This is a genomic window from Mucilaginibacter sp. (genome assembly GCF_036568825.1).
Taxonomy (GTDB): Bacteria; Bacteroidota; Bacteroidia; order Sphingobacteriales; family Sphingobacteriaceae; genus Mucilaginibacter.
Genome location: NZ_DATCRU010000020.1, coordinates 25,061 through 42,247, shown reverse-complemented (window position 1 = coordinate 42,247; position 17,187 = coordinate 25,061). Strand labels below are relative to the sequence as shown.

Annotated in this window: 16 protein-coding genes; 6 read left to right on the top strand and 10 right to left on the bottom strand. The window is 40.6% G+C overall.

All coding sequences use genetic code 11. The features are described 5' to 3' along the window. Nucleotides 1-9 precede the first annotated feature (9 nt). The gene (locus VIM89_RS04305) at nt 10-456 is read right to left on the bottom strand and encodes a response regulator (protein WP_488154900.1); all 447 of its coding nucleotides are present in this window, start codon (nt 454-456) and stop codon (nt 10-12) included. Nucleotides 457-574: 118 nt separating this feature from the next. Here VIM89_RS04305 and VIM89_RS04300 point away from each other — a divergent pair, with 118 nt between their 5' ends. Continuing rightward, complete coding sequence (locus VIM89_RS04300; protein WP_488154899.1) at nt 575-2,719, top strand: sensor histidine kinase; 2,145 nt, start codon at nt 575-577, stop codon at nt 2,717-2,719. Nucleotides 2,720-2,723: 4 nt separating this feature from the next. Here VIM89_RS04300 and VIM89_RS04295 read toward each other — a convergent pair whose 3' ends face one another. Next, complete coding sequence (locus tag VIM89_RS04295; protein WP_488154898.1) at nt 2,724-3,428, bottom strand: NUDIX hydrolase; 705 nt, start codon at nt 3,426-3,428, stop codon at nt 2,724-2,726. A 163-nt stretch (nt 3,429-3,591) separates the two neighbouring features. Here VIM89_RS04295 and VIM89_RS04290 point away from each other — a divergent pair, with 163 nt between their 5' ends. After that, nucleotides 3,592-4,440 carry a phytanoyl-CoA dioxygenase family protein gene (locus tag VIM89_RS04290; protein ID WP_488154897.1) on the top strand — a complete coding sequence of 283 codons (849 nt, stop codon included), beginning with the start codon at nt 3,592-3,594 and terminating at the stop codon, nt 4,438-4,440. 131 nt (nt 4,441-4,571) lie between these two features. Continuing rightward, nucleotides 4,572-5,759 (top strand): Gfo/Idh/MocA family protein, encoded by a 1,188-nt coding sequence (locus VIM89_RS04285; protein WP_488154896.1) that lies wholly within the window; start codon nt 4,572-4,574, stop codon nt 5,757-5,759. Between the two features lie 90 nt (nt 5,760-5,849). Here the strand turns inward: VIM89_RS04285 and VIM89_RS04280 are convergent, their stop codons facing one another. The 3 genes from VIM89_RS04280 to VIM89_RS04270 form a co-directional block, all read right to left on the bottom strand. Beyond that, the gene (locus VIM89_RS04280) at nt 5,850-7,610 is read right to left on the bottom strand and encodes an ABC transporter ATP-binding protein (protein WP_488154895.1); all 1,761 of its coding nucleotides are present in this window, start codon (nt 7,608-7,610) and stop codon (nt 5,850-5,852) included. Further along, the gene (locus VIM89_RS04275; RefSeq protein ID WP_488154894.1) at nt 7,591-9,363 is read right to left on the bottom strand and encodes an ABC transporter ATP-binding protein; all 1,773 of its coding nucleotides are present in this window, start codon (nt 9,361-9,363) and stop codon (nt 7,591-7,593) included. Before VIM89_RS04275 ends, VIM89_RS04280 begins: the two co-directional genes overlap by 20 nt. 136 nt (nt 9,364-9,499) lie before the next feature. After that, entirely contained in the window at nt 9,500-9,820 is a 321-nt protein-coding gene (locus tag VIM89_RS04270; RefSeq protein WP_488154893.1) for a phosphoribosylpyrophosphate synthetase, read from the bottom strand. A 144-nt stretch (nt 9,821-9,964) separates the two neighbouring features. Between VIM89_RS04270 and VIM89_RS04265 the strand changes: the two genes are divergently transcribed. Together VIM89_RS04265 and VIM89_RS04260 are read left to right on the top strand one after the other, a co-directional pair. Then, complete coding sequence (locus VIM89_RS04265; RefSeq protein ID WP_488154892.1) at nt 9,965-10,690, top strand: DUF4397 domain-containing protein; 726 nt, start codon at nt 9,965-9,967, stop codon at nt 10,688-10,690. A 410-nt stretch (nt 10,691-11,100) separates the two neighbouring features. Continuing rightward, nucleotides 11,101-11,292, top strand: a complete 192-nt coding sequence (locus VIM89_RS04260; RefSeq protein WP_488154891.1) for a hypothetical protein — start codon at nt 11,101-11,103, stop codon at nt 11,290-11,292. Nucleotides 11,293-11,362: 70 nt separating this feature from the next. Here the strand turns inward: VIM89_RS04260 and VIM89_RS04255 are convergent, their stop codons facing one another. From VIM89_RS04255 to VIM89_RS04235, 5 genes are all read right to left on the bottom strand, one after another. Further along, nucleotides 11,363-11,854 (bottom strand): hypothetical protein, encoded by a 492-nt coding sequence (locus tag VIM89_RS04255; protein WP_488154890.1) that lies wholly within the window; start codon nt 11,852-11,854, stop codon nt 11,363-11,365. A 31-nt stretch (nt 11,855-11,885) separates the two neighbouring features. Next, complete coding sequence (locus tag VIM89_RS04250; RefSeq protein WP_488154889.1) at nt 11,886-12,482, bottom strand: nucleotidyltransferase family protein; 597 nt, start codon at nt 12,480-12,482, stop codon at nt 11,886-11,888. Continuing rightward, entirely contained in the window at nt 12,479-13,597 is a 1,119-nt protein-coding gene (locus VIM89_RS04245; RefSeq protein ID WP_488154888.1) for an XdhC family protein, read from the bottom strand. The genes VIM89_RS04250 and VIM89_RS04245 overlap by 4 nt, the downstream gene beginning before the upstream one ends. 45 nt (nt 13,598-13,642) lie before the next feature. Then, nucleotides 13,643-15,265, bottom strand: coding sequence for an ArnT family glycosyltransferase (locus tag VIM89_RS04240; RefSeq protein ID WP_488154887.1), 1,623 nt, complete (start codon nt 15,263-15,265; stop codon nt 13,643-13,645). A 110-nt stretch (nt 15,266-15,375) separates the two neighbouring features. Further along, nucleotides 15,376-15,954, bottom strand: coding sequence for a phosphohydrolase (locus VIM89_RS04235; protein ID WP_488154886.1), 579 nt, complete (start codon nt 15,952-15,954; stop codon nt 15,376-15,378). Nucleotides 15,955-16,148: 194 nt separating this feature from the next. Between VIM89_RS04235 and VIM89_RS04230 the strand changes: the two genes are divergently transcribed. Further along, a complete protein-coding gene (locus tag VIM89_RS04230; RefSeq protein ID WP_488154885.1) occupies nt 16,149-17,162 on the top strand; it encodes a glycosyltransferase family protein in 1,014 nt (337 codons plus the stop codon). Nucleotides 17,163-17,187 lie beyond the last annotated feature (25 nt).

Genomic DNA, 17,187 nt, shown 5'->3' with positions numbered 1-17,187 from the left:
AAAAAATTATTATCCTTGTTTAGTCAGTTGAGCTAATTGTAAATTAGCCTGATGCAGTTTTTGGGCCAGATCCTTGTTTTCACGGCGCAGGTGGTAAATCTCCAATGCATTTTGAATATAGAGCTTCAGCTCATCATTCTGCCAGGGTTTTACCAGGTACTTATAAACCTGTCCCCGGTTGATAGCATCCATCACCGCATTCATGTCCGAAAAACCTGTTAGAAGGATTCTGATCGTATCAGGATATACCGGCAAAATTGATTCAAGGAATTCGATACCTGTCATTCCCGGCATGCGCTGATCGGTAATAATTACGCCAATTTCATTAGTATCCAAAATTTTCCGTCCTTCCCGGGCCGAGTGTGCGGTATAGATATCAAAATCGCGCCTGAACGCTGCCTTAAAACTATTTAGATTATTAATTTCGTCGTCAACGTACAGTACTCCGTAGGACATATAACTAGATTTAGCGTTTTAGGTATACAAACTTTAACTGAAAAAATTCTTAAAAGTTTAATTTTCTGCGCATTTTTAATGGTAAATCGAACCAATTGCTAAAGCGCCATTTGTAAAAATGAGAAAAATATTCCTAATCATAGGCCTTATCATACAAAATACTTTACTTTTCGCAGCCCCGGCAGATACATTAACCATCCACGAAAAAGAGACAAAACTTTTAACTCATAATTATTTTCTTGAACTGGAAGACCCGTCAGCTTCCTACAAAATACAGGATATTATATCTGATACGAACTTCCATCCGGTTAGCTCGTCATTACCTATTTTGAATTATTCCAAGTCGACCACATGGCTCAAATTTGTGCTAAAAAATAAAACCACACGTGCATTCGTACCAATAAACATTGGACCGGGAGTAATTGATAATTTTGACATTTATTATGCCGATCCTGGCAAAAGCACGCACATCGTTACATTTACTTCTGACATTCCTTCGCGCGACTCGAAACTGATCAAACAAAACAACACCTTTATTAACTGCATCATTTTCCCGGATTCCGTCCGCACTGTCTACCTGCGTATCAGAAGCAGCGCGCCCGGCGTAATACCCATTCAGATAAGCAGTGCCAACGAGTATTTTAAAAGCTCGGATTTCAACAATATTGTAGCCGGTGGATTTATGGGTATTGTCTTGATAATGGCTTTTTATAACCTGATGCTCTACACCATTATTAAGGATCTGAGCTACTTATACTACGTATTCTATATTATTTTTTTAGGTCTGTCACAACTTTTTCTGCGCGGGTATGGCATTACCTTTTTCCTGACCAAAAAAGTTATTCTGAATAATTACTTCATTCCTTTTACAAGAATATTTTTTGGCTATTCGATACTATTATTTACATCAGAGTTTTTGCAGTTAAAACAAACACTTAAATCCTATTACAAATTTTATTATTTGTTGTATGCCTTGTATACGATAGCTCTTATTGCCATTATAACCGGATATGTGTTATTTGCATATAACTTCATCACTTATTCGAGTGTGATAACTGCAGTAAGCTTATTGTGCATAGGCGGGTTATTATACTTCCGGGGTTTTAAACCGGCAAAGTATTTTATGCTGGGATGGGGTATTTTTCTTCTATCAATATTGATATCAGTAGCACGCAGCAGAGGGTATATTATACATAATGATTTCACAGTCAATATTGTGCTTTATACCTCTTCAATTGAGTTGATATTATTTTCAATAGCTCTTGCCGATAAGATCAGCTTTTACCGACGGCAAACTATCGAGATGCAGCAACTTTCTCTTAACATTGCTAAAGAAAATGAGCGGCTCATCACCGAGCAAAATATTCTGCTTGAATCAGAAGTAAATGCACGAACCAATCAGTTGATACAAACCAATCACGACCTTTCAGCAACCATCGAGAATCTGCAATCGACCCAAACTAAACTGATAGAAACCGAAAAAATGGCGTCGCTGGGCCAGCTTACAGCTGGTATTGCTCATGAGATCAACAACCCTATTAATTTCGTCAGCTCAAATGTTAAACCGTTACGGTTAGACTTTCTGGAGATATTTTCATTGCTGGATAAGTACAAGGAAGCCGGTGAAAAACCAGATAGAAAAGAATTATTTGCACTGGCAAATCAATATAATGAAAACATTGATGTCGATTTTCTAAAGAAGGAAATAATCACCCTGCTAGACGGGATTGAAGAAGGAGCCCACCGAACGGCAGAAATCGTACAAAGCCTGCGCACTTTTAGCCGTACAGATGAGAAAATATTAAAATTGATCGACATCAATAAGGCCATACTGAATACATTGATCTTGTTGCGGAGTTCGATTCCTTACAATATCGAGATGAAACCTATCTTGAATAAGCTCCCGCTATTGAATTGTTATCCCGGCAAAATCAACCAGGTATTGGTTAACCTGATCAATAATGGGATACAGGCCATCAGGACTAAAGAAAATCAGGTTAATGAATCCATATCGATCATCACCTCTGATAGCCCGGATTATGTTATCATTCAGATAACGGATACCGGAGTTGGCATGAGCAAAGAAGTAAAGCAGAAAATCTTCGACCCATTCTTTACTACCAAAGAGGTAGGTGAAGGCACCGGCCTTGGTTTATCCATAGTATTCGGGATAATTGAAGATCATAAGGGCAAAATCGATGTACATTCCGAACCGGATAAAGGCACGACCTTTACCATTTCATTTCCTAAAAATCTGGAGTAAGGAGTTAAAAGAATTTGTCCGGATTTGGCACCAGGTTTAAAAATGATTCCATGTTTTCCTTATAGTGCGACTGATCAAGACGATAATAAAAAGCCCCTTTCTTGGATGAAGTCTTATCTTTTTCCGGCAATTTCACCAGTAAACCTGTCGAAAGCAGTTTACGGCTAAAGTTACGGTCGTCAAATTCTGTTTGGTAAACACCTTCGTACAGGGCTTGCAATTGAGGTATTGTAAATTTCTCAGGTAATAATTGAAACAGGATCGGATGTAAAGCAGCCTTATAACGCAGTTGACGTAAGGCCAGTTTTACCATCTCATTATGGTCAAATATTAGTTCGGGAACCTCAGTAAGTAAAAACCATTCCGGATGATATTCCTCACTGAGTTGTTGTTCATACTGATGGATATCGATCAACGCATAATAAGCAATTGACAGTGTTCTTTCCACCGGATCGCGCTCAGGTTTACCAAATACATGAAACTGGTCCATATATACATTTTTCAGTCCGGTGCGCTGTTCCAGCACACGAACCGCAGCATCTTCCGGAGATTCATCAGCCTGAATAAATCCTCCCATCAGGCTCCATTTATTCTTTTCGGGCTCGATTGCCCTTTGCACAAGCAGCAGTTTTATATTCCAGCCGTCAAATCCAAAAATGATACAATCTGTTGCTACTAAAATTCGCTTGGCGCCGGTATATTTCTGCATAAAGGTTGTCTTGGTTTACAATTGTAAAAATAAATCTGAAGTATTAAAAATTAATATCCCATCTCTTTTCTAATGTTAATCTAACAGAAATTAAAACAATTTTTAAAGAAAGGTTATCTAAAATAGAGCGTAATGTTATAGCTTTAACACATAAACCAATTATATGTCTTTTACACGTTTTAACCCGGATCAAATAGCCGATTTCCATCGCGACGGCTATGTGGTGGTAAAAAATTTCTGCTCACAGCAGGAAACAGATAAGTTGTATAAAACTGCAATTGAAGACGATGCGATGCGCAAAAATGCGTTAGATCTGAATGACCTGAGCGGTAAAAAAACCAGGTTATCCTTATGGTTTACTCCAGGAAATGACGTATTCGGGTATCTTACACGCAGTGAAAAAATGATAAACTCAGTGGCTCAGCTATTAGACAGCGATGCGCCGGTGTGCCATTTCCACTCTAAACTGATGCAAAAAGAACCAAAAGTGGGCGGCGCATGGGAATGGCACCAGGATTATGGCTATTGGTACAAAAACCAATTTATGTTTCCTGATCAGTTGATCAGTGTGATGGTGGCTTTGACACCCGCTAATAAAGAGAATGGTTGCTTACAAGTAATCAAAGGTTCACATAAATTAGGCCGTGTAAACCATGGCTTTTCTGGGGAGCAAGTTGGAGCCGATATGACCATGGTTGGCAATGCATTAAAAACCATGGAGTTGGTATATAGCGAATTAAATCCGGGTGATGCCTTATTCTTCCATAGTAACTTATTACATAGGTCTGAGGCCAACTTATCCGATTACCCCCGTTGGTCTATCATATCCTGTTTCTCATCTCAATCCAATTTGGCTTATAACGAAACATCCACTTCATGGAAAACCCCTGTTGATGTTGTGCCTGATGAAGCAATATTGCAATGGAAAGCCGAATCATTATCCGGAAACGATTTCCTGAAAAAAGAAAATGACCCGGCTTTAAAGGATACGGGATGGGAAAAACAGGTTTAAAAGGTTGTAAAAGTTGTAGTGGTTGTATTAGTTGAAAATTGGTGGTCAACGTCCAACTAACCCTATCTAATCCTCTACAACCACTACAACAATTTCAACCACTACAACTAATAAAACAACTATAAAGAAAAATGAAAATAGCTATGCTTGGTTCGGGCTTCATCGCCCGCTTTTATGCTGACTCGCTGGCTGCTCAGCGCAGGAAAGATGTATTGGTAAGCGTTTACTCGCGCAGTATGGAAAGGGCCGAAAAATTTGCCAAAGATTACGATCTGCCACATTACAGCAACAGTCTTGAAGAAGTTGTTGGGCATCCTGATGTTGATGTGGTAGTGATCGCTTTATCTAACGATCTGCATTTAGGCGCAGTTGAGGCTTGTGCAAAAGCCGGCAAGCATGTGCTGTGCACAAAACCATTGGGACGTACAGGCGAAGAAGCCAAAAAGATGTTGGAAATGGTAGAAAAGGCAGGTATTATGGGTGGTTACCTGGAAGATTTATGCTATACGCCTAAATTCCTGAAATCTCTTAATAGTGTAAAGGCCGGTAGCATTGGTCGCGTACTATGGGCAAAATCGAGGGAAACACACCCTGGCCCGCATAGCGACTGGTTTTGGAATATGGAGCAATCAGGTGGCGGCGCTATTGTGGATTTAGGTTGTCATTGCATCGAGATATCAAGAAACTTTATTGGCAAGGATATAAAACCGATTGAAGTAATGTGCTGGGCAGCAACCCAGGTACATCCTATCGCTGCTGAGGATCATGCCATCGGCCTGGTAAAATATGCTAATGGCGTGATCGGTCAGTTTGAAGTAAGCTGGTGTTTCCGTGGAGGTATGGACTTGCGCGATGAAGTAATGGGTAGCGAGGGCACCATCTGGCTGAACAACTTCCTGCGTACTGGCTTCGAAATGTTCAGCACTGGAAAAGGCACCAATTATGTGGCTGAAAAAGCCGAATCGAGCAGCGGCTGGTTGTTCCCTGTTGGCGATGAAGTGCATGAGTTGGGTTATAGCCACATGTTTACCGACATGTTTGAATCCATCGAGCAAAAGCGTGAGCCGATGGAAAGTTTTTATGATGGCTATGTAGTAAACTGTATTATCGATGCAGCTTATCGTTCGGCAAAATCCAGAAATTGGGAACCTGTGCAATTAGATGTATGGCGTGGCAGAACTGACGTGACTGAAGGGCATGAGTTTGCTTCCTATGATGATCAATTCTATTTAATTAAGGAAGAAATCCTGCCAAATGGTGAAAAGAAATTGATTCTGAAAGACAAGAAAACTGGTGCTGTTGAGCGAAGAGACCTTTAATTGTGATATAACAGACTTACGAAGTTTTTGAAACTTCGTAAGTCTTATCAAAGCACTGATAACTGATTAACCGGTCACTGATCGCTAATCTCAACTAACCCTTTTTCCCTGCAACAACATATTGATCGCATGATCCAGCGAACCTGCTGGTATTACCTCACCTGAATTTACAAAGTATATTTCATCAGCATTTTGAATAGTATTCAACCTGTGTGCAATAATAACGCGTGTAGTGGTTTCCGGTAATTTTTCTAGGATATCGCTTAATAACTGCTCTGTAATGGTATCAATATTCGCAGTAGCTTCATCCAGGATCAGCACTTCAGGATTACGTAGAACTGCCCGCATAAAGGCTATCAATTGCTTTTGACCTAGGCTAATGCTATCACCAGATGATAGCACTTTTGTTTCCAGTCCATTCTCAAACATAGCCAATAAACTGCCAAGATTTGACTTACCAAGCGCCTGCTCCAATTCTTTGTTGGTTGAATCTTTATATAATTCGTTACCGTACAGGATATTTTCCTTCACAGTGCCTGTAAATAAGAATGGTTCCTGTAAAATGAAACCTATCTTTTGTGTACGTACGTCCGATTCATAAGAGCGGATATCTTTTCCATCGAGAAAAACTGTGCCTTGAGTTGGATCATACAAACGGGCAATTAAGGATGCGGTTGTTGTTTTGCCTCCACCTGTCGGACCAACTAGTGCGTAAGTTTTACCGCGCTCCAGTTTGAAATTGATATTATGCAGAATTTCGTTGCCACCCGGGTACGCAAAATGTACATTCCTGAACTCCAGTAAAGCATCTGAGGTTTCATTCGATTTTCCAGGTACTGTTACCAGGTTAGTTTCCAGTGAAAGTATTTGCGATATCCTGTCCCATCCTGCCATAGCTGTCTGGAAGCTTGTCCATAAGGTAGCTAATTGCCGTAACGGATTGTAGAAGCTATTGGCGTAAGAAAGGTAGCTCACTAATAAACCCACGCTAAAATCGCCAATTGATATCAAATAGATACCATAAGCAAGCACCACCAATTGTGCAACGCTTGACAATAAGGTATAAACCGGTAAAAATATATTGTTGGCTATTCCTGCCCTGATAGCTGTATTGTAATTATCTGTATTAGCTTCATCAAAACGTTTTCTGAAATAATCACGACGGTTAAAGGCGATGATCACACGGAAGTTATTTAGGCTCTCCTGTATTTCGGCGCTCATCCCTCCTACACTTTTCAGGTTTGCCATGTTCTTCCGCTTTACCCATGCGGAAAGAATTTTCGTAAATATCCAGGCCAGGGCACCAGGTATCAGAGTAGCAGCACCCAATTTCACATTTATAGACAATAAGAATATCCCCGCACCAACCATAATGGCTATACTGCCAACAAACTGCATCAGCGACTGGCTAAAGAAAGTATTGATCTTATCCGTATCATTATTAACACGCGAGATCAGGTCACCGGCTTTATTTTGATTAAAGAAGGCAACTGGTAATTGCTGCAGCTTGTTAAATATGGCGTTGCGCAAAGTATACAACATGCGCTGCCCAACTCCGCCCATCAGTTTGGTTTGCAGATAGCTGGCAATCAAACCACAGATATACATGCCCAGTAAAATGGCTCCATAAACCAGTACGCCATGATAGTTGCCGTGCATCACATATTTATCAATGGCACGACCGATCATCAATGGTCCAAATAAGTTGACGCCAGAGTTAACAAGGATGGCTACCAACGACAGCCAGAGAATTTTGCGCTCATGCCTGATCAGTTCCAGCAGCTTTTTCAGTGCTGCCAGGGTGGATGTTTTTTCCTGCTGCGCTGAAAATTTATTTAGATCGTAATTCATAATTGCTGGTACTTTGCTGTGAGTTAAATATCTGTACGTACTCTGTGCAGGTATGCATCAGTTCGTCGTGCTTGCCTGTGGCTACTATTTCACCTTCCATCAAAAGGATGATCTGGTCATATTGCTCCACCGACGCTATTTTTTGCGTTACTGAGATTAGAGTCAATCCGGGATAATTCTTATGGACATTCTCCAATATCTTCTTCTCCGTATTATTATCTACACGGGCGGTAAAATCATCGAGTAATAATATCTTAGGATTCACTGCCAATGCCCTTGCCAGCATAATACGCTGCTTTTGTCCGCCTGAAAGACTGGCGCCGCGCTCAGAAACCACGGTGCTTAATTTCTCTGGTAACGCATTAACAAATTCGTGTAATTCTGCCGTATCAATTGCCTTTTGCAACGATTCATCAGTTACTGTATCACTAAAGGCGATGTTCTCGCGTATACTCATATTAAATATGATGCTGTCCTGGAACACAAAGCCAACCTGGCTATGAAATGCCTCGCTGTTATAAGCATCAATTGGCCTGCCGTCAAACTTTATTGTACCTGAGCCAGGTTTTATTAAGCCAGTTAATAGATATAACAGTTGTGATTTACCTGCAGCAGTTGGACCAATGATAGCTATCTTCGATCCTGCTTTTACTGAAAAAGAAATATCTTTCAAAGCGGGCTTTTGACCGTAGATAACATTCACATCTGTTAACTCGATATTACCTTGCAATGGCTCGGTGATAGTTCCGGTTTGCGGGGGTTCTGGCGCATTCAATACGCCATTGATACGTTCAAAAGATGCGGTAGCCTGGGCGATGATGTTACTCATAAAACCAATTACCAGTATCGGGAAGATCAACTGAATGAGGTAACTGTTGAATGCAGCAAAATCACCCAGGGACATGGTTTTGTTGATCACAAAATGTCCGCCCAAAACTAATATGGATAACGTAGCTATATTCGCCGTAAAAGTGATAACCGGGATCAAACCGGCAAATAATCTCAGGATAGAGAGACCATAATCCCTGGCTTTACTATTGGCTTTCAGAAATTTATCAAACTCCAGTTGCTGCGAGTTGATCACCCTGATTAAGGCTGAACCCAATATACTTTCGTTGATTACTTTATTGAGCCAATCAATCACCGCCCTGCTCTCTTTAAACAATACCCTCACCTTTTTCAGAACAACAGCGAATGTGATACCGATGATGGGTATGATAGCTATCACACAAAGTGCCAATTTCCAGTTAATGGTTAGCAGCATTACGCTTGCACCCACGATGATAAATACGGACGAGACAATTGAAACCAATGCCTGTGACACGAACATCTTGATCGAGTCCACGTCGCCTGTAAGGTTCGTCAATAATTTTGAAGGCGATACCTGGTCGATAAACGCATTGCTCTGTTTTGATATTTTTTCAGAGAGCTGCCTGCGGAGATCACGGGCCACTTTTTCAGAAGAATAAGTTTGAATGATACTTTGCAGGTAAGCAAATATGAATATCATAAATATCGCTAACGAAAATTTGGCGATAACCGGATTCAGATTGAAATGAAATGATTGGCCAAAATGCAGTACGTACGCTTTGATGTAATCATCAATACCATGCGATATGATCTTCGGCAACCATAAACTGATACTATTGCTGATGAGCGCGAATATTATCAACAACATTACCAGCCCCCTATAGGGCTTGAGCAGGCTGAAGATGCCGGGTTTTTTATCTTGTTGCGGTTCTTTTTTAGGCATATTGATTATTGACCTTAGGTCTGGTAAAAATAATAAGCATTTTAGGTCGTCACGAAATTAATAAATCAAATCGCGATCAGCGCCTTTTACAGAAAAAGACGAACGACAACAAAAAAGATTTTAAATAATTTTCAGATTATGAATTTGCCTGCAGGTATTTATAGTGTAGCTGTTTAATGGTTTCTTCAGATTCTGATTCAGACGAAATGCCATAGCCAGATACCAGGAGGCCTTTAACACCAGCTACCGAAGCCAATGCATAAACAGTAGCCTCATCCCCTGGATCTGATTGCCCTTCGTAACGGTACAGATCAGCTATCTCAAAATCGGCAGCCGTGTATTCTCTCCCATCAGCAACTAATTTGTCCTTTTGCAGGTTAAAATCCAGCGTGTAACCTTGTTCATGAAGCTGCTCAATAGCCTCAGTTATAGTGGCATAGTGGAATTTCTGTTTCATAGCAAATAATGGTTTGGCCTGACGCAATATAAAGTTAAATTTATCATAAATATGCCCGCAACCGGAAATTTTACAGCTAGTTGTAGCATTTCTTACAAAGAACACGTAATGTCTGATAAAGTTATATTTACTAAACGAATTATTATGAAACTTTACGGCAACCCACTAAATAGATGGATGGCATTGTTGGGCATAGGTTGTTTTCTATCTTTATTATTCACCTCGTGTTTAAAAAGCAAAAATGATGATTACACCCCTCCTCCATCTGCCTATGTAACGTTTTTTCAGGCGGCTACCGGAGAACAACCATTGGATCTTTATTTTAATAACAACAAGGTAAACCAGGTTCCATTGGGTTACGGTTTTGGCCTGGATTATTTTCAGGCTTACCCCGGGCTTAGGACTGTAAACATTGATGCCTCTTATACCAATTCGCTGATATATTCTGATACGATAAGAATTAAACCCAATATAGCTTATTCTTTGTTTTTGATTAATAATCCTGTAAACCTGGGATTATTCCTGCTGACTGACTCCATCAGCCAGCCTGCAGCCGGAAAAGCTACACTGCGTTTTATCAATGTAAGCCCGGACGCACCCGCTGTTGATCTGGCTGTAAAAGATAGCGCAGCCTTTGTTACCAACAAAGGCTTCAAAGGATTTTCATCCTTTATTCCTAAGACAGGGAACCAAACTTATAATTTCGAAATACGCCAGCACGGAACCAATACCGTACTTACCACTCTTTCGGGCGTTACACTAAATAACGGGCTTGTATATACTATCTGGCTGCATGGACTTGCAAATACATCAAACGCTGATCTTAAACTCAAAGCAGATATTGTGACCAATGCCTATTATACCAACTAAACGTTTCCTACCTCCTGATACCGAAAGCAGATACATTGGCGATCTGCTTTCTTTTTAGCCCCTGTCTCACTTTGATAAAACTCTATCAAAATGATTGCCTTATAAAAGTTGGGGGAATTTTAACAAATTTGATTTTGACAATATTTCATGTTGTCAGTCATCCCTCAAAATGATCCGCATAATTTTAGTAAAAAGCAATTTTTATTTTAGTTTCAGTAGAATACAGCTAATGTTTCAAATTTGATAATAGTGTACTGTCATAGCGATATTATTGATAATAAAACCAAGCTTCAACCACAAAAGATAATCAGTGTAAACAATACAATATCAGCCATTTATAAAACTTTTTACAATTCCGACCGTACTAATGGCAACAAAATTGCTATAAAGCAGTCATCTAAATAATTAACATGACAACATTATCTCTGGTACTTGAAATAAGTGCCCTATTATTAGTTATTATCCTTCCATTACGCGGACCAAAAAATATCCAAAAGAAAAAAGCAGCCCCAATGGAATTGAGCGACTGGGCTATTGATGAAAACGGCAACTTACAGAGTTATATCAAAAAGGACGAACCGGATCATCACCATCATGCATGATAAATCTATACAGATCATCATTTAAATAAAAAACCTCTCAGCTATCCGGGAGGTTTTTTTATGCTTTTTATTATTTCGCGGGCTTAAAATCCTGGTTAGTTACAGGTGACGCTGTAGGTATGATAATGATATTAAAACCATGCTGATTGTCCTTATGACAGGTATTGCAATTGTTGGTCAATTCGGTAAAGCCTGCTTTGAATTTATCCAGATCCTGTTTGCTAATGGCTGCTTTAATAGTATTTACTGCCGGATCAATAATGCCAAGACTTTTTATTTCGGGTCGATCGGTGCAGTACTTTTTCACATCATCCAGCGTTTCTCCTATTTCATGAACTTCAAAATCGGCCAGTTGCCAGTTTTTGTTGATCCCCGCAAACCAAAGCTTGGCATGATGTTCCTGAATACCCATCATAAACTCACCTAAACCCGGTTTATAGGTATCATTCAATTTAGCCTGCAAACTATCGATTTTGGATTGAAATTGCTGGTTATTACCCGATTGGTTGCAGGCAATCATTATAAGACAAACAGCGACAATAAGGGGTACAATAATTTTCATTGCTGATAGATTAAGTTGAAAATAAAGATAGCTATTCCCCTAACGCTTTATAATCGTCTATTGTATCAATATCGATACTTCCTTGTGGGAAAGATACCGTTGCCAAAAGATCACTATGCTGCATCATGATCTTTTTTGCACCGGTGTCGCCTTTGAGTTCTGTCAATTCTTTAAAGAATTGTTTGTAAAAGAGTGCGGGTGTACCGATAGTATCACCATATTGGCTAGGTATAATCAGTTTGCGTGTTTTTTCCTGTTTTTCTATAAGGTTGTCCAATAAATCAGGGGTAACAAAAGGCTGATCACAAACCATTAAAATAGCCGCATCAATAGTACTGTCCAATTCATTTAAACCGCAACGAATGGTGGATGCCATACCACTTTGCCAATCCTCATTTATTACTACCAGAACCCGTGAAGTGTCAATCTCTTTCAGGATCGCATCGGCATTGCTTCCCAAAACAACAATGACGGATTGAACCGATTGCTTTGCCGTATCTATGGTATGCTGAAGAAGTGTTTTATTTTGATATCTCAGCAATTGCTTAGGCCTACCTAAACGGCTCGATTGCCCGGCAGCCAAGATAATAGCAGCGTAATTTCTTATGATATTTGGCTCGCCAGTCATCTGTTATGAATCACTGTTGTACGTAATCGTAAAAACCTGCCATCCCTACCCGAAAGTGCAGCTTTTACTTCTGCAATAAGTGAGAGTGCGATCTCTTCAGGGGTAACTGCACCAATATCCAGTCCGACAGGTGCGTGTATCCTATCCATGTTTTCATTGGGGTTGATTTTTCCTTCCTCAGTCAGTTCCCGCCATATTTTCTCCGACCGGATTCTTGGGCCCAGCATACCGATATAAGGAGCAACTGTTCCCAATGCTTTGGGTAGGTTATTCTTATCGGTTTTATAATCGTGAGCCATCAGGATGACAGCAGTATAATTGTCTATGAAGATACTCTGGAAATTAGCTGGCGAAACTACTTCATCAGCGACAGTAATAATATGTGGGTTGATCTTTTGGGGCTCGGCCACTATAGTCAGCCTCCAGCCCATTTCTTTTATTAAACGGCTTAATGGATATACATCATACTGATGCCCCATCAAAACCATGCTGATCTCAGGTGGTAAAATTTCGATGAAACAACCCAATCCACGGCCATCTTCCATTCCAACATAACATGGCCCGGAGTGTCCTATTGAAATTTGTTCGGAAACAGCTTTGTTTAATTCCTGTACTATTAAATCATTGCCCAAGACATCAAGGTCTGATGCATTGGTATATTTAATTACTTCACCTTCCCTAACACTTTTCCAATCGCCTGATAGTTTGGTTATTGTTATGAGGATATGCGTTTCGCGGTTAGCTTCAATACAACGTTTTAACACTTCTACCGGATTGTTTTTATCATTGACATTTAAAGGAGTTAAAAGCACATCGATCACACCATTACAACCTAGTCCTACACCGATCTGGTAGGGATCATCTTCTGTAGTATCATAAGTAATTAGTGTTGGGGTTGATTTTCTTATTGCTAACTGAGCGCGTTTTAAAGCATCCCCTTCAAGGCAGCCGCCGCTAATGCCGCCAACCCAAACGCCATTATCCATAATCAGCATACGGGCGCCGGTGCGGCGATAAGATGATCCTTCCACCCGTACAACAGTGGCCAAAGCCAAACCAACGGAAGTTTTATCCGCTTCGTCATAAGCCTTTATGATCGCCTTAATTTCCTTCATGCGGCTTAAAAATACGGAATACTTACGGTGAGCAAAAGCTCTGTTTTAATTTCCGAAAGGCGGCAAACCATTCAGCTGACGGTACAGCGGCATATCATTACGTGGTGTAGCAGATTGATGAAATTTAGTGCAGTAATATACCTGCAGATGCAGTTCAACCCTGCCGTGACGGATAATTTCGATATCGGGCAGTTGCTTTACCGAATCAAAATAGGGTTTTACATCCGCATCTATGCTTGCCTGATTTTCTTGTGCAACGATAATGGCATCTTTACCCAGCAAAGTCTTAGGGTCGCTTAAAAAGGCAGTATTACGCGGATCGAAACTAAAACAGATCACATCCTTCTGCCCTTTCAATGCCCAGTCTATTTTACCGGTGAGCCACCAGCGCGGGGTACCTGCGAAAATGTTTTTATTTTGCAGCCAGCCTTCTTTTTCAAAACGAGTTCCTATATCATCATAATCTATTCCCTGTATGGTAGGGTCGACATTATCTCCGTGAAATTCCTTAACGATCCATTTTGGCCCATAATATTGCCAGAAACCCGTTACCATGTGGAAACTCAGCACACCGATGGTAATTATAGTGAAGCAAGCCGAGAATCGTAACCACCGACGTGTTCCTCGTCCTGCTGAACCACCCTGACTTATTTTTTTGTCGATGGCAAAGCCTAATGGCATAAACAACATCATATAACCCGGTGCCTGCCAGTGGAAATGGTATTGCAGATCGGCCCATAAGGTTACTACGGTAAAAAATACAATAGGCAATACCGAAAGCCAGAATGTGAAGCTATAAGCTTTTGACATCAGCCTGTTCACAAATGAGCGGTAAAGCTCGCGGATAGTCGGCACCCATATCCACGGTAATAACCATAAAGCCTGCCCGCCTATACTGCGGAAGAACCAATCAAAGTGGAATGCAAATTTTTTACCTGTCCCGGCCCTTGACCCCTGGAAGACAAAGGATGCCCAGTTGTTATTGTAGTTCCACCATAATACCGGAAATGCAAATATGATAGTGATCAAAATCGCTAGATAAGGCCCTGGGTGCCAAAGCCAGTGACGTAGTTCTTTATTGGTGCCGATAAACATGAATACTCCGGCAAAAATGAACAGCACGTGGTATTTGCTCAGCGTAGCAAGGCCAAGGCAAACACCCGTCATGATCCATAAAAACCAGGTGCGACCGCTGCTTCTGATCACTTTCTGATCACCTTTATTATTAAACAATAACTCGATTATGAAATAAACACTCGCCAGCCAGAAGAACATCAGCGGTGCATCCGGCTGAAACCAGCAGGCGATAGCCACTGTAAATACAGCGCTTAGATTCATTACTACAACTGCCCAAAAGCCAGCCCGTGCGTTGAATAATTTTCTTGTTATTGCAAATAAAAGCCAGCTTGTGCCAGCAAACAGCAGCACAGCCGGAAAACGCAGGCCAAGATTAGTTAATCCGAATACTTTGATGCTTATGCCGCTTAACCAAAAGAATAATGGGGGTTGATCGAAATAACTCCACTCGAGGTGAGTAGTTCCCCGAAAGTAATAAGCCTCGCCGATCCCGAGGCCTGTATAAGCAGCTATAAAGAGTCGTAAAACAAATGTAACCAGGATAAGTACAAGCGTATAAGAGGCCGCGTTACCTTCGGTAAGTTTCTTCATTTTAAGCACAGGGGTATTTTCCCGATCTGCAAAGTGAACAATTCTTTAAAACAATCACGAATTATTTGTTCACTTTTTTAAAAAGGATCGTCAAAAACCCAGGACTTGAATTAGCCTATTCTAGGTTGTATAGATGGTTTTGATATCAGGAACGCCGGCAAATATTTATCCATTATTTTATAAAGATGACTCATTGCCAGCAATTTAATGTGTGGTATGTTCAATTTATATTTCCTGGTTTCTTTAGCCTGGTCATTCAGATAGCGCAAACGAACAAATAGTTCAGCATCAGGATCAAGCTCAAATTTATCGGCTTCTTCTTTGGTCATTTTTCCACCGCGTGCTTCCAAATCGGCTTTTTCGCTTTCAGATAAACGGTCATAATACTCGGGATATTTGTGAGCCAGGTAACGGGTAGCGCGCAGATCGCTTTCAACCAAAGTGGCAAGGCGCTCTGAGAAGCCATGCTCGCGTAAATAATCTGCTCCTAATATTTCCCCGGCGTTATGAAAAAATGCCGCCAATATTACCTCATCCTCGTATCCTTCTTCTTCAGCCAGCGCCGCGGCCTGCGATACTTGTTCTAATTGAGATAATTCCTGGTCTGTTAGTTTTCGCTTTCCATATTTTTCATACAGGGCAAAAACCTCATTAACAATGTTTTCCGGTTTTAAGATTGAAATATTCATGATATACGGCTTTGTACAAATGAAACAACTGTATATTATTAAATTATTAATTCAACATGATGTATTCATAATGGTTTCTTAATGTTGAAAAATTAAGCAAGAAATATGAAAATAGGATGAAATAGGAAATACATAACTAAAACTTAACATTTTCTTAATTGTTGCCTAACTACCTTTGTAAAACTATCGCAAGGATGAAAATACTTTATGCAATACAGGGTACAGGTAACGGGCATTTAAGCCGCTCGATGGACGTTGTGCCCCTCCTTAAACAGATGGCCGAAGTGGATGTACTGGTAAGTGGCACGCAAGGCGACCTGATCCTTCCCTTTCCTGTTAAATACAAATTCAATGGTTTCGGTTTTATTTTCGGTAAATCCGGTGGTGTTGATATTTGGAAGACTTTTTACAAATCCCGTTTCCGGAATTTTTTAAAGGAAGTCAATAGAGTGCCTGTTGAAGATTATGATTTGGTGATCAATGATTTTGAACCGGTATCGGCCTGGGGTTGCTACATGAAGGATAAACCTTGCATAGGCTTAAGTCACCAGGCAGCAGTTTTAGGTGAGCACGCACCTAAACCAGATGACACGGATATGATAGGCAAGCTGATACTGAAAAATTATGCCCCGGTAACTGCTCAATACGGGTTCCACTTTAAAGCTTTTGATGAAAATACCTTTACACCTGTGATTCGTAAGCAGGTACGCGAGCAGAAAACATCTTTCAAAGGACATTATACCGTTTATCTTCCTGCTTATGATGATGCCCGGTTAATCAAAAGGCTTTCAGAATTTAAGGATGTGGAGTGGGATGTATTTTCAAAGCACAACAAAAAGGTGCTGAAATATAAGAATGTATCCATTCAGCCTATCGATAATGAGAAGTTTATCAAAAGTATGGCACAATCTGCGGGTGTGCTTTGCGGTGCTGGCTTTGAAACACCTGCTGAGGCTTTATATATGAAGAAGAAGCTGCTGGTGATCCCGATGAAAAGCCAGTATGAGCAACATCTGAACGCTGCCGCACTGAAATCAATGGGTGTCCCAGTGATCAAAAGCTTAAAACCAAAGCACAACGAGACTATCCTCAACTGGATTGAAAACGGCAAAGTAGTTGAAGTAGACTACCAGGACAACACCCGCGAAATACTGGAATATGTGCTGGAAAGACACCATGCCCCTGCCCTTTCATTAATAAATGCTTAATTGCTTACATTTGGCCGTCTAACCA